Origin of the sequence: Vibrio hepatarius, assembly GCF_043642085.1 — a bacterium.
GTDB classification, from domain to species: Bacteria; Pseudomonadota; Gammaproteobacteria; order Enterobacterales; family Vibrionaceae; genus Vibrio; species Vibrio hepatarius_C.
This window is the reverse complement of record NZ_JBHZSA010000002.1, coordinates 139,966-154,029: the sequence shown is the minus strand read 5'-3', so window position 1 is coordinate 154,029 and position 14,064 is coordinate 139,966. Positions and strand designations below refer to the sequence as shown.

At 44.4% G+C, this 14,064-nt stretch carries 12 protein-coding genes; 6 read left to right on the top strand and 6 right to left on the bottom strand.

Annotated elements, in window-relative coordinates:
* Positions 1–13 precede the first annotated feature (13 nt).
* Positions 14–475: a TetR/AcrR family transcriptional regulator gene (locus tag ACHUFZ_RS03840; RefSeq protein WP_053438890.1), complete on the bottom strand. Its 462-nt coding sequence runs from the start codon at positions 473–475 to the stop codon at positions 14–16.
* A 505-nt stretch (positions 476–980) separates the two neighbouring features.
* Here ACHUFZ_RS03840 and ACHUFZ_RS03835 point away from each other — a divergent pair.
* Positions 981–1,274 carry a DUF406 family protein gene (locus tag ACHUFZ_RS03835; RefSeq protein WP_394125965.1) on the top strand — a complete coding sequence of 98 codons (294 nt, stop codon included), beginning with the start codon at positions 981–983 and terminating at the stop codon, positions 1,272–1,274.
* A gap of 124 nt (positions 1,275–1,398) precedes the next feature.
* A complete protein-coding gene (locus ACHUFZ_RS03830) occupies positions 1,399–1,998 on the top strand; it encodes a hypothetical protein (protein ID WP_394125964.1) in 600 nt (199 codons plus the stop codon).
* Between the two features lie 68 nt (positions 1,999–2,066).
* On the opposite strand, the gene ACHUFZ_RS03825 is transcribed toward ACHUFZ_RS03830, so the two are convergent.
* Positions 2,067–3,170: a 1-acyl-sn-glycerol-3-phosphate acyltransferase gene (locus ACHUFZ_RS03825; protein WP_394125963.1), complete on the bottom strand. Its 1,104-nt coding sequence runs from the start codon at positions 3,168–3,170 to the stop codon at positions 2,067–2,069.
* Between the two features lie 188 nt (positions 3,171–3,358).
* Between ACHUFZ_RS03825 and ACHUFZ_RS03820 the strand changes: the two genes are divergently transcribed.
* The 3 genes from ACHUFZ_RS03820 (at position 3,359) to ACHUFZ_RS03810 (ending at position 6,688) form a co-directional block, all read left to right on the top strand.
* On the top strand, positions 3,359–3,961 hold the full coding sequence (locus ACHUFZ_RS03820; RefSeq protein WP_394125962.1) for an AraC family transcriptional regulator: 603 nt from the start codon (positions 3,359–3,361) through the stop codon (positions 3,959–3,961).
* Positions 3,962–4,053: 92 nt separating this feature from the next.
* Positions 4,054–5,922 (top strand): methyl-accepting chemotaxis protein, encoded by a 1,869-nt coding sequence (locus tag ACHUFZ_RS03815; protein WP_394125961.1) that lies wholly within the window; start codon positions 4,054–4,056, stop codon positions 5,920–5,922.
* A gap of 112 nt (positions 5,923–6,034) precedes the next feature.
* Positions 6,035–6,688 carry a DsbA family oxidoreductase gene (locus tag ACHUFZ_RS03810; RefSeq protein ID WP_394125960.1) on the top strand — a complete coding sequence of 218 codons (654 nt, stop codon included), beginning with the start codon at positions 6,035–6,037 and terminating at the stop codon, positions 6,686–6,688.
* A 51-nt stretch (positions 6,689–6,739) separates the two neighbouring features.
* Here the strand turns inward: ACHUFZ_RS03810 and ACHUFZ_RS03805 are convergent, their stop codons facing one another.
* On the bottom strand, positions 6,740–7,639 hold the full coding sequence (locus ACHUFZ_RS03805; RefSeq protein ID WP_394125959.1) for a DUF808 domain-containing protein: 900 nt from the start codon (positions 7,637–7,639) through the stop codon (positions 6,740–6,742).
* Between the two features lie 184 nt (positions 7,640–7,823).
* Between ACHUFZ_RS03805 and ACHUFZ_RS03800 the strand changes: the two genes are divergently transcribed.
* Complete coding sequence (locus ACHUFZ_RS03800) at positions 7,824–8,753, top strand: M14 family metallopeptidase (protein WP_394125958.1); 930 nt, start codon at positions 7,824–7,826, stop codon at positions 8,751–8,753.
* Positions 8,754–8,905: 152 nt separating this feature from the next.
* Here the strand turns inward: ACHUFZ_RS03800 and manA are convergent, their stop codons facing one another.
* Genes manA through mngB form a run of 3 tightly spaced genes read right to left on the bottom strand, consistent with a single transcriptional unit; the run spans position 8,906 to position 14,009 of the window.
* Complete coding sequence (gene manA / locus ACHUFZ_RS03795) at positions 8,906–10,102, bottom strand: mannose-6-phosphate isomerase, class I (protein WP_394125957.1); 1,197 nt, start codon at positions 10,100–10,102, stop codon at positions 8,906–8,908.
* Entirely contained in the window at positions 10,092–11,324 is a 1,233-nt protein-coding gene (locus ACHUFZ_RS03790; RefSeq protein WP_394125956.1) for a glycerate kinase, read from the bottom strand. The genes manA and ACHUFZ_RS03790 overlap by 11 nt, the downstream gene beginning before the upstream one ends.
* Positions 11,325–11,369: 45 nt before the next feature.
* Positions 11,370–14,009, bottom strand: coding sequence for a mannosylglycerate hydrolase (gene mngB / locus ACHUFZ_RS03785; protein WP_394125955.1), 2,640 nt, complete (start codon positions 14,007–14,009; stop codon positions 11,370–11,372).
* Positions 14,010–14,064: the final 55 nt, after the last annotated feature.

Below are 14,064 nucleotides of genomic sequence, written 5' to 3'. Positions count from 1 at the left end.
TTTTTATTGGTCATTACTGAGCCATACGGATGATTGATTTACCAATCAACCACTCAAGCTCTTTAGCACTGCCTTCACCAAACTGGCTTTCTGTCATCTTGTATAGACGATCGATACCGTTGCTTGCGAACTCATGTGTGCTTTGAGACGTCACGATATGGTGGAATAGTAGACGTAGGATTGCTAGGAATTCTTCACTGTCTAAAGCCGCAACCCAGCTTGAAGAAAACTCTTCTAGACCTTTATTAAACTCTACGTGCTCAACAAACATCTTGAAGATGCGTCCGTCTAATGCAGCGGTAAAATCCGTCTTCTTAGGAAAGTGGTGGCTAATCCCCGTTCTAGATACACCAGTCTGTTGGCTCAAAGTCGTGTATGACATTTTGTCATAGCCAAGACGCAATAGCTGATCAACTACTGCATCCATGATCTTCTGAATCGTGATTTCGGTATCTTCTTTACTACGCTTTGGCATGTTCAGGCTCTTCTCTCTGTAAATCCGTCTAACTCTTCATGAGTTTATTATCGACGCCTTATTAATTAGCTTCCTTGTCCAATGACATTTTGTTAAACGAGATGAATTATCAATCTCAATGCAAAAGACAGTATCACAATTAAACCGTACGCACCATCTAACTGTCGCGTAAACTAACTTTCCATAACTGCATGCATTTGCATGCTTTATAGAATAATAAGACTTTATCTATTGTTTATATAATAATGAGTCACCGATAATCTTACAAAATGCTAACCCTGACAACTAACTGAATGGCATTCTGGATGAATTATGACATGAATTTTCGTAATTTATTGATCTTCATCACATGTAAATAGGAGCTATTCGCAAATTGGTGGTGAATTATTAATCGAAAGACAACATAGCATACTGATTTAGGCATGAAACTATGTGCTATCGTTTTTATGGATAAGCTTCAAAAATCTCGTTAAAATGACCTCATTATTTGTAAGAGGATATTGAGATGACCACCGAACAAGAACAAGTATGCGAAGCATGTGGTTGCGCAGGTGAAATGGGCTTTATCATCAAAGAAGGTGATGATGTGGCTGAAGTGACGATTTTTGCAACCGGCAAAGCTTTAATTGAAGCTGAGCTAGCAAAATATGTCGCACTAGCTGAAGAAGTATGTGCAGGCGTTAAATACGAAGTGACTTCTATTGAGGAAGACGCAACGGAAGTTACCGCACGTTTCCAGTTTGAAGTCAGCGCAGAAAAGTTAATTTTTGAATTAAAAACTCGTGCTCTAGCTCGTTAATTCAATTCTGAACGCTTTCCAAAACGGGCACTCGAGCCCGTTTTTTTGTTCCTGTCGCATAGAAAATTTGACCTTACCTCTGTTAGAACTCATATTGATTACGAACTCTCTAAGTGATTGAACTATGCCACGTTCCTTTTGTTTTCTCTTTTTGCTCAGTTTTAGTATTGCCGCTATAGCTGTGCCACTCGATCAATTTCGAATTCTCAATCACCTCGACAATTATGGCAACCTTGACCTGCGCAATAAGCCTTACACTGAACTTCCTGACGGACTCGTCATTAAGGGCAATTTGAACATTGCTAAAACGACCATTAAACGTCTACCTGAAGGTATGGATATTCAAGGTAGCCTTAATGCGTCCAATAGCCAGCTAGAAAAGATATCGAAGGGAGTCAATATCAGAGGCTTTGCCAATCTACTTGGCTCGAACATCAAGAAGTGGCCTAGAGGGGTTAAAGTGGGTGGTTACCTCAATTTTACTGATACTCCATTACAGTCATTACCACCACGATTAAGAGTGAAAGGCGATCTTAGTGTCATCCGTACCCCCCTTGAGGCCCTACCCGAAGGAATCACCATTGACGGGGATCTTTATCTCGGTGGATCAAAGATCACCGAGTTTCCAGATACCATGACCGTAAAAGGCAATATCTTTCTTGGTGGCAACCGCATTACAAAGTGGCCGACAAACCTCAACTTAGGTGGCGCTGTCGCCCCATAAGTTGAAGCGTCAGCCAATAAAAAAGCCTTACTGATTCGTGAGGCTTTTTTCGAAATGAATGAGCTAATCTATGCTGGCTGATTCTTTACTGGGTTTGCATAACTTGCTACCAAGTAAGGCTGCGCACCTTCTGGGAGTATATTAAGCTTATCAGCAAGCTTGGCTTTAACTTGCTCATCAACTTGCTCATTGCCCGCTGCCAGTTGGTTAATTGGAAACAACTTGTAATTCGCATGCACTTGACGATCGATCTCTTGGGCCAAAGCTTCCGGGGTTTCAAAGTCTTGTTCAATTACGTCACCAAATGCGACATGAACACGGCCTTTATCACCCACAATACCTTGAATGATACTTTCGATATCTTCAAATTCGCCTTTTTCGTAGCTACCAACCGACTCATTCGCATGCAGCTCTAACGCTTTAGCGATATCACATGGATCATTTTCGTAGGAAATCGATACTGGCACGATTCTCAGAGACTTAACGTAGTCCGCAAATGCTACTTTCTGCTTACGACCTTCAACATGGAACATCTTAAGGATTGCTGGATCCGTAAAATCGTTGCCATCTTTAGCACGACCTTCTTTCTGAGCAATCCAGATTGAGTGTCCCGTATCCAGTGAATGCTTGATATAACCTGACAAAGTTCCCAACGCCTTCATCATTTCGCGTGGGCCCTTCGCTGAGCGCTTTACAATAAAGCTCTTATTAAGCTTCATTAATTCCGTCGCACATGGCTTTTTCAATAAGTTATCACCAATTGCGATGCGAACCGTCTTGTGCCCATTTTGAAACAGACCAAAGTTTACTAACGCAGGGTCCATCGCAATGTCACGGTGGTTGGAAACAAACAAATACGCCTGCTCAGAGTCAAGCTTATCAAGTCCGCTAAAAGTCACACCGTTTGTGGTTGATTTCAGAGTTTGGTCCAAATACTTCTTCACTTCAGCTTGAATCGCTTCAACTGAGTTCAGTTTTGACCACTTCATTTTCAAGTAGACTTTCACTACAGGTGACATTAGGGCTTTAAACCAACCTGCGTGATTAGAAAAACGGTGCTGTAGGATTGCGCTAATGAATTCTTCATCATTAACTAAGCGATCAATCGCCGCTGGAATCTCTTCGTCATTATATGGACGAATTTCAATAAATGGGTCTGTGTTTGTCGTCATTATTTTAGTCAGTAAATAGAAAGCGCGACTATTCTACGCATAGAAACGTCTCTTGGCAGCTATAGTTCTCGCAGATTTCACAAGGTCAGACCAGAGCATTTATCGCTTTTTGACGCATTGATTACTCAAAGTTGGCTTTTTCATCAAGAAACGTTAACCTTAGCGCCCCAAAACTGATGAGCGACACCATGCACTACGCGATTTCATACCAAGCCGAACACAATGATTTTCTTATTTGTACTCCACGCAGAAAATCTCTAAAACACAGACTGATTTGTGTCAGACAAGGTTTGGTTTTGGTGAAACTCGGTAAACATGAGTTCGCGGTTGAACCCAATCAGTACTTTTGGCTACCTTTCGATACATTGACTTCGATTACGTACACTCCTAATACACTAGTAGACAACGTTGAACTGTCTTCCCGCGTATCATTGTCGCTACCAAAGCAAGCTGGGTTAATTAAGTCGAACGAACTAATGACCGCTCTACTAAACCGTTTACGTGATATCCCGGCTGCGCGTGATAAACAAATCGACTTACTCACGGTCCTGCAATACGAACTCGTTGATCTTCGTCCAGCATTAAAAGAGAGCAAACTCAGCCAGCAGATTGCTCAGTGGACATATAACGGTGAATCCCCTCTTTCAAGTGAGTTGCAACTGGTACTTCGAGTTCGTGAAGCAAACAAGCAAATGCAATCTGGCAAAAAACGTCCTGCTGTTGTAGAAGCACTGTTTGAAGGAAACGATTCTCTCTTTAGTGGATTAGAAAAAGCGATTTTAGGCCGCTAATTCGTAGAAAAGTTGTATATTTTCTGGCCGAACCTTCATTTCATAACTATAGATCTATAAATAGCCACTTAATCTATAGAAAGGACTCTGAGATGAAATTCAGCCATAAGATTGTGGCCGCGTCTTCAGTACTACTCTTGGCGACGGTTACTCTTTTGACCCTTCAGCAATACTATACCGTCCAACGTGAAATCAAGACTCAAGTTACTTCAAGTGTCACTGAAATTGTAGACGGAGTTCGCGACACGACAGCCGCAGAGATAAACAGCCGTAAAGCGATCGCTTCATACGCCACCAGTATGCTTGAGGTAAACCTTTCCCCTGAAGCGATGACGGCGGTTCTGACTCGCCCCGTCGTTAAGGAGACTTTCTTACTGGCTGGGCTAGGCTTCGAAAAAGATGGCTCCAACATCAATAATGATCCTTCATGGAACCCCGGACCAACTTGGGACCCGCGTGTTCGCCCTTGGTACATAGACGCCAAAAACTCAGGCAAGCTTGTCATTACGGCTCCTTATGCTGACTCGGCAACCGGCGAGATTTTGGTTTCCATCGCAACCCCAGTACGTGACAACGGCCAGTTCATCGGCGCAATCTTCTATGATGTGAGCTTGGCAGCCTTGGCAGAAGTGGTAAATAAGGTCCAGCTGTTTGATGCAGGCTTCGTGTTCATTGTCGCCGGCGATGGCACCACCATTGCTCACCCAACCACCGAATTTAACGGCAAACCAATGAAGGATTTTTTAGGTGACGCGCCTATTAAAGATGAACCGCAGCAAGTCAATATAGAGGGTCAACAGTACACTCTGGATTTCTCTAAAGTCCCAGGAGAAGACTGGTATATCGGTGTCCTACTCGATGAAAGCATTGCTTATCAATCCCTTGCCGATCTAAGAAATAGCTCCATCGTTTATTCAATCATCGCACTCATTATTAGTATCGTAATCCTTTTGATCCTTATTCGTACCTTGATGAGACCATTAGATGTATTGAGTAATGCCATTCAAGATGTCGCCTCTGGTGAAGGGGATCTTACCCAACGCTTGAACACAGACACTGATAAAGAGTTCTCAATTCTCGCCTCCGGCTTTAATGAATTTACTCAATCACTACAGCAACAAATCACTCAATCTAAGGCCATTGGTTCTGAAATCCTACGCGGTTCAGAAATGACCTCGCAAGGACTTCAACAATCCGCTTCGGCTATGCAAGAGCAACTTCATGAACTCGAACAGTTGGCAACGGCGATGCATGAAATGGCAACCACATCGGGTGATGTTGCCAACAATGCGCAAGGCGCTGCAGCATCAGCCAGAGAAGCCGATGAAGCGACCAGCCTAGGGACATCGGTTGTGAGCGAAACCACCAGCGCAATTGATAACCTGTCACAGAAAATTGATGAAGCCGTCGAAGAAGTTAAAGTGCTTGAGTCAGCCACCGACAACATCGAAACCATTTTGAAAGTAATCAATGATATTGCCGATCAAACCAATCTACTCGCTCTCAATGCCGCCATTGAGGCTGCCCGCGCAGGGGATTCGGGCCGTGGTTTCGCGGTGGTTGCTGATGAAGTACGAACACTGGCGCAGCGTACTCAAGAGTCGACAACCGAAATCAGAAATATGATCGAACAGCTCCAAGCAGGTGCTAGTTCCGTTGCCAATGCAATGAATATGAGTAAAGCCACAGCCGGTACTGCTGTCGAACGAGCGCAAGAAGCAAACGTAGCACTCGAAAGTATCCGCGATGCAATTCAACAAATCAGTGATATGAATATCCAGATTGCCTCGGCTGCAGAAGAACAAAGCCTTGTTGCCGAAGAGATCAACAGCAACACAGTGAAGATAAAAGATCTTTCTACTCAAGTATCCGACGCTGCTGATAACGCCAACATTGCGATGCAAGCTCAAACAGAGAATATCCGTGAACAAGATGCGATACTCAATAAATTCATCGTTTAGACGATAGCGACACCCGAATTTCGGGCTACAAATATTGAAAAAGTGATCGGTTTAGTAAAATTCTCGACGCGGCACATTTATACTTTAATCATTGCCGTGCGAGGAACTGCAGATGAAAAAAGTGCGTATTGATATTGTTTCTGATGTCGTGTGTCCGTGGTGCATCATTGGCTATAAACGCCTTGAAGCAGCACTAAAGACATTGTCAGACAGCGTCGAAGCTGAGATTCAGTGGCACCCGTTCGAGCTTAATCCGGCCATGACTTCTGATGGGCAGAACCTACGTGAGCACCTTAAAGAGAAATACGGTACAACAGATGAAGCCAGCATTGCAGCCCGTGATACCTTGACCTCTCTCGGGCAAGAAGTCGGATTCAAGTTTCGCTTTCATGATGAAATGCGCATCTATAACACACGAAAAGCGCATCAATTGTTAATGTGGGCACAAAGTGAAGGTAAACAATTCGACTTAGAGCTTCGTCTGTTCCAAGCCTACTTTTCTGAAGGGAAAAACATCGATGATCCAGACATGCTGATTACTTGCGCCGAGTCTGTTGGTTTAGATGCAAAAGTCGTCGAAAGTGTGATTAACGATCAATCGTGGGCAGAAGCGGTCGCATCCACCGAACAACAATGGCTTGAAGCGGGAATCAACGCCGTTCCTGCCATTATCATCAATCGAAAACATCTTATTTCCGGCGCGCAAACGACGGATCTTCTTGTTTCAGCTATCACTCAAATTAGCCAATCAGAAGAGCAAGACTGAATGTACTCACTCTAATCTCGATAAGTGAGTACATTCCAATCAGTCGCTCAGTTACGTTTTTTTGATTTTAGAGAACAGAGCCCACACCGCGACGACCACTAATCCCGCAACCAACCCCAACAATCCGTTAAGAAGCGAAGGTAATAGTGCCTTAGCGATAGAGATATTTGGGATCTCCATGATGATTGGTTCAATCCAGTGGTGTAGAAGCGGAATGTTGTGTACCACAATACCACCACCTACTAAGAACATCGCGGCTGTACCCACCACCGCTAGCGCTTTCATTAGCTTAGGCGCAAATGCTACCAGAGCTCGACCTAACGCCAGCTTTATACCTTTTCCTTGAGATTTACGTTCTAAGTAAAAACCGAGATCATCAAGTTTCACGATCCCCGCAACCAAGCCATAAACGCCAATGGTCATTAGAATCGCAATCAGGCTCACCACCAAGATCTGAGTCGTCATTGCTTGCCCTTGCACTGTGCCAAGCGCGATAACAATAATTTCTGCAGAAAGAATAAAGTCGGTACGAATCGCTCCCGCAATCTTGTTCTTTTCATACTCTTCAATGGACATTGTCGGCTCGGTTGGCGTCTCTTCCTTGTGGTCAGGCTTATGGAACAATTTCTCTAGGACTTTTTCAGCCCCTTCAAAACACAAGAACAACCCACCAATCAGAAGCAGTGGCATAATCAGCCAAGGAGCAATGGAGCTGATCAGCAATGCAGCAGGGACCAATATTAATTTATTGCGAAACGAACCCTTGGCCACACTCCAAACGACGGGAATTTCCCTTTCAGCTGTCACACCAGAAACTTGCTGCGCATTTAAAGCCAGATCATCACCTAAAACACCGGCTGTTTTCTTTGCAGCGACTTTAGACATGAGCGCTACGTCATCTAATACCGTAGCAATATCATCTAACAAGGTTAATAAGCTTGCGCCTGCCATTTTTCGTTTCTCATTCAAGATAGGTATTAATGTTTCTAAATGTAACACCACAACAGGCAAGCGGAAACATACTTGATGTCAATGCACGGTTAATCTTTTTCACTGTGGTCGATAACATTTGCCTGTCGCGGTCGCCCACTCTATGCTGTTTGACGTTTTTCACCATAACTACAAAGGCAAGGTAATGCGCAGTACTTACACTTATCCTATCGGTACCCCAGGTCAGAAATGGGGCGAGGCAGAACGAATTGCTTGGCGTGAGCAGACCACGATAAAACGCGAATATCAGCAAGAAGTCGTCCCTAAGATTAAAGCTCTGAGCGATCAATTCGTTGTTGAGCAGTATGGCGCACTCTCGTACGACGAAGCGCGTTACCCTTTATTCTGTATTAAATCGAACAACTGGAATGCCGATAAGCCTATCGTTTTGGTCACTGGTGGTGTGCATGGTTACGAAACCAGTGGTGTTCATGGCGCGCTAAAGTTCGCAGCTAATGAAATGGAACGTTACGCAGAGCATTTCAACATTGTCATCGCGCCATGTATCAGCCCTTGGGGATATGAAACAATCAACCGCTGGAACCCGCTAGCGCTAGACCCTAATCGCTCGTTCTACCAAGACTCTCCTGCTGAAGAGTCAGCAAATCTGATGAAGCTTGTCGCATCATTAGGCAAAGAGGTTCTGGTTCATATTGATTTGCACGAAACAACCGATACTGACGAAACAGAATTCCGCCCTGCTCTCGCTGCACGCGATGGTATTGAATACATCGAAGGTATGATCCCAGACGGTTTCTACACGGTTGGTGATACTGAAAACCCGCAATCGGAATTCCAAGCTGCCGTCATTGAATCTGTTAGCAAGGTGACTCACATCGCCCCTGCTGATGATAACGGTGAGATAATCGGTTCTGCTGTCGTGCAGCATGGCGTAATCAACTACCCAATGGTGAAGCTTGGCCTGTGTGGCGGTGTCACAACCTGCCAATATGGCACTACAACGGAAGTATACCCAGATAGCCCGAAAGTGACTGATGAGGAGTGTAATGACGCTCAGGTGGCTGCGATTAAGGGTGGATTGGATTACGTCCTGCTAACACTACAAATAAGTTGAGGTTAAGAGGGTAAACACTTTACTCCCGAAAGTTCCTATTCATATTGTTCAAAAAAGCCCATAGATAGCAACTATCTATGGGCAAATCAGAGAAGTTACACTCTGAGATTTCACCAATAAAGCATCACATTAATGCGTTAAAGTCGGGGGGACTAATTAAACGCTCGAGCCAATGTTCCGCTCCCTTGATATTGGTAATGGGTTGCGCTGTGACAAACAAAAGCAGATTCACCTGCTTTTAGTGTTACAGATTTCTCACCGCACATGAGAGAGACTTCACCCGTTATGCAGAACAGAATTTCTGCACTACGGACATACTGCGAGCGGCTCTCTTCTTCTAGACTATCAAGCACTTCAAAACCAAAGTCATCGACTGGAATTGCGTAACCTAACTTACCGTCCATTTTAGTCGGTGCTAAACGTAAATCTACATGATTGATAGACTCAAATTTAGTGTTCTCAATTAACTCGGAAATATCCATGTGCTTAGGTGTTAAACCCGCACGAAGTACATTATCTGAGTTCGCCATGATCTCTAAACCAGTGCCTTGCACATATGCATGAGGTGTTTCAGCATGCAGAAACATTGCTTCTCCCGGCTCTAACTCAATCACGTTAAGGATCAATGGAGAAAACAAGCCAATGTCATTTGAATAGTCGTCAACGAAGCTCTTAATCAGATCAAAAGCTTCACGGGCTTTTGCTGTACGTTGACGCTGTTCCATTGCAATTTTTAACTCGTTCAACGCGGTTGATTTATCATCACCTGAAAGGCTCATCACCACAGTAAAAAACTGCTTCAAACCTTGAGATGTTGGTAAAGCCTTAAGTGCGGCTAAATCTTCGCTTAGCGTTGCAATGTTCGCCTGTTCAAACAAAGAAATAATTTCGGCTACAGGCCTGAATCCGTTCATCGCTTTGTAGAAAGTCAGCGCGTAAACTAGTTCTGGTTTATGATTATCGTCTCGGTAATTACGGTTAGAAGCCGCTAACTCAATACCTAAATCGTTCTCTTTTGAGAAGCCAAGCTGAGCTTTGTCTCTGCGAGGGTGGACCTGTACAGACAGTGCTTTATCAGCGGCCAAAACCTTGAACAGATAAGGTAGACTACCAAAACGCCGCACGGTGTAGTCACCCAATACTGAAATAGGATCTTTCTTGATAAAATCAGAAAGTAACTCGCCGTTCTCAGCAATTTTTGAACAACCATTTGGGTGAGCACCCATCCAAATTTCGGCTTGTGGCTCTTTGTTTGGATTTTCGATACCAAACAGATCATTCATAGCCACTTGGCTACCCCAAACATAGTTTTGAATAACGTTATCAAGCTTGAATAGATTAGTTTGCATAGTGGTTCTCACTGTTTTCTGATGTTGCTAACGGCTTGCCTTTACGTTGCACGGGCGTTTGAACAGATAGAATTTGTTGACCTAATTGCAGAGTCGCTGCAACGTTTCGAGAGGAACGAATCAGGTTTTGTTCCGCTTCAACAAGCACTTGAGACAAAGGCTGAGGGGAACGTACGGTTCCAAACAGGCTAGACATTGAGCTGTAAAGCTTTTCAACATCTTTACCCAATGAACCTGCGATACCGATGGTCGGGATATGCAGTTTTTGAGCACGCTGAGCGATACCAAAAGGAGTCTTACCTTGCAGGGTTTGGTTATCCATCTGCCCTTCACCAGTCACGACCAATGATGCGCCTTTAAGTACCTTGTCCGCGTCTAAAGCATCCAATACCATCTCAATACCCGCTTTAATTTGGATATTGAATGCTAGGCTTAGCCCTAAAGGCGCACCACCAGCAGCCCCAAAACCTGCACTGTCGCGATGGTTAACGCCTGTCTGCGCTTGAGCGATATCGGCAAAGTACCCAATAGCAGCATCAAGTTGTTGAACTTGAATTTGTGATGCGCCTTTTTGCGGACCAAACACGGCACTCGCTCCGCTTTGACCACACAATGGATTATTCACATCACACGCGACTACGAACGTCACTTCTTTACATCTAGGGTGCAGTCCATCAAGAACGATGTTAGCTAGCTGGCCTAACTCTGCGCCGCCACGAGATAACTCGTTGCCTTGCTTGTCTAATAACTTACCTCCCAACGCTTGTAAAATGCCTGCACCCGCGTCGTTGGTTGCGCTGCCGCCCAAGCCAATGATAATTTGATCAACACCTTTATCTAATGCATCTTTTATCAATAACCCTGTACCAAAAGAAGATGTCACTAACGGTGCTCTTTCTTCTACAGTTAATCGATCTAATCCCGATGCTTGAGCAAACTCTACCAAGGCGGTTTTTACGTGTTTGCCATCAATAAACTGCTCTAAAGATGCCCAATAAGCCGTACATTCACGCCCGAGAGCATTCATTGTTAGAACAAATTCTTTCTTACCGTTGAGCGCTGCCAACAGCACGTCTACGGTACCTTCACCACCATCAGCTAGTGGTAATTTCACAAACTCAGCGGAGGGGAAAATTTCTGCAAATCCACGCTCAATGCAAGACGCAACTTGGTGGGCGTCGAGTGACTCTTTAAATGAGTCAGGGGCAATTACAATTTTCATTGTCGTTCACCATTCCCGCCCACCTAGGTGAGCAGGTTATTGAAATTAGAATTTGATTTGGAATGTTTTCGCTTGGCAAGGTGCTAGCTCACCGAAGGTTTCAGTTGCTACATCACCTTCACGAACTCGCTCGTCCATGCTTGTCTCTTTCCAGCTTGTCACCGTTTGAGTAAAGGAGATTGAATCTAACACTGATTCGTTTTCTGCCGGGTTGTAGACTCGCATTATCAAGGCTTCGTCATCTTCTGCTTTCTTCAATACGCTTAACACCGCACCTGATTGCTGCTTTGATAGTAGACTAAAGTTAAGCGGTAGATTCTGCTCGCCCACATTTAGCTTCATCGCGTTATAAGGGATCTTGTTGTAACATTCGATTGGAGTAACATTGTCACGTGCTTGGGCCATGATGTTCGCTTCTATGTGGTTACCGGTGAAACCACACAGCGTGAATTCACACACTAACTTACCGCGCACTTGTGAATCAGGCGTTGGAATCTTAATTCCTGAAGGGCGACCTGGACGAAGCAGTAATTCCTCTTTACCCAACACGCCAATACCACGGAATAGTGTCAGTGCGAAAGTATCTCTCTTCTCATCACCTTGAGATGCAATAACCTCAAATTCACGCAGACCATTCGACATGATCGCTATACCCGCTTTGCCGTTTTCTAACGCTGCAAAGTTCATTAACTGATATACAGGAACTGGCGCTTCTTTCCACTTCTCTTCTTCCCATACCTCCATTGCAGGATCGTTGGTTGGTCGAGAAATACAACCAAACTGGTTATCAGCAACAACCGTTTCAGAAACGAATGGCGTTGGTACTAGCACACGTACACGGTGGTCGTCGGCTTGGTTATCAAGCTCCATACGGACTTCAATACGGCGAGAGCCTTGTTTCAGTACCACTTGGCATTGCGCTTCAACAAAACCATTTTGACCCGTTCGCTCTTCACGCTCTGCTAGGTTTGCTGGCACGTTCATACGGAACGCGATGTTCGCTACCGATTGAAAGCCTTGGTGGTCAATCGATGTTTCTACCGGGAATTCGTCTGAGTACAACAGCCACTCTTGACGAGATGGTGAGTAATCGTACTCATCGCCGTCATCAGAACCGTCTTCTAAACGAAGTACTTGATCGAACACTTGCCCTGTCTCTTTATCGATAATAGTCAGAGTACCGTTGTCGTTTACATTGATTCGGTAGTATTCGTTCTCTAGCAAGTAGTCTTTCTGTTCAGCGACTTTAACTGCGCCCTTCTCGTTGCCTTGGATGTGTAACGTGGTGAAGCCCATCGCAGGCACAGTGCGTTTAATCTGAATATCAAACTCCATGAATGGGTCGTAGTTACCGTAGTGAACAATTTGACGGTCTACTTTACCTGGGTCGATTTGGCGCTTGTCTTGAATGAAGTACTCTACAGGGTTTTCGTTTTCATCAAAGATAGAAAATTCTTGAGCACGGATAGTGATGGTTGTGTTCACCACTTCTTCAAGCTCGTACGGAGAAAGGTTGAACATCGCCAGCTTATCACAACCTTCGCGATCTGGCATATGGTCGACGATCTTACGCTTATAAAAGTTAATTAAGTTTGTCGCCATATCGTCCGCTAGGATATAGCGGTTTAGGATCTCAGCGTGTACTTTGTCTGAGCAACAGCAACCAATAGAGTCATGAGCGTGGTTCTTCATGCTCTCTTTCCACATCTTCTCAATCAAACCGTGGTGGTATTCGAAACCTAATGTCCAAGCGATAGATGCTAGAGGTTCTAGGATGTTTACAATCTTGTTTTCGATTTCCGCATGGATCAGTTTGATATCCATGCGTGTAGAAGAGATAGTACGGTGAACACGCATGTATTTACCGTCGTTAAATTCGCCTTTGATTATGTCGAGTTGGTAGCGTGCTGCTTCTACTTTCTCGAATACGTCTTCGTAACGGCTCATTGAAAATTCACGATCTGGGTAGATTTCGCGAAGCTTGTCCATCACTTCAAAGATGTCTTTTTGAATCGGCATTTGGTCGTGACCATTAGGCAGTAGGATGTCTTTGGTTACCGATGGTTTTTCTAGCACTGGGAAGTACTTATCTAAACGGTCACGCAGACCTTCTTCATCTTGCGGAAGGTACTTACCAATCGCGTAACCCAGCGGAAGCACCTGTGCAGTCACTTCACTGCCGTCATTAGACTGCCATAAGAATTCTGTTTTATTGGTGCCGTGGCGTTCTGAACAACCACGCCAGAACATTGCACGCATGATATCGAAACCGTTGTAGATCATCGGTAGCTGAGAACTCATACTGAATGAATCTGGTAGGTAACCAATCTTCATCGCGTCGCCAAATTTCATACAGTCGCGAATGCCATACATCATGTTGCGTACAATCGACTCGCCAGAAACTTGCATTGTGTCGGTTTGAGAGTACCAAGGGCCAATAATAAGTTTGCCCGCTTCAACCAATGCTTTTACGCGTTCTGTGTTCTCTGGTTTGATCGCGAAGTAATCTTCTAGAACAGCTGTTTGACCATCTAGAACGTAGTATTTGTATTCTGGATCGCTCTCCAGACGGTTCATGATTTCTTCCATGTTGTTCACTAGAAGAATACGAGACTCTTCTGTTGTGAAATACCATTCACGATCCCAATGCATGTGTGGAGTAATATGTACGCGTGATGTAGTCATAATCATTTACCTAAATGTGTCGCCTCAAGTAGAACTAAGATAGAACTAAGGTTCA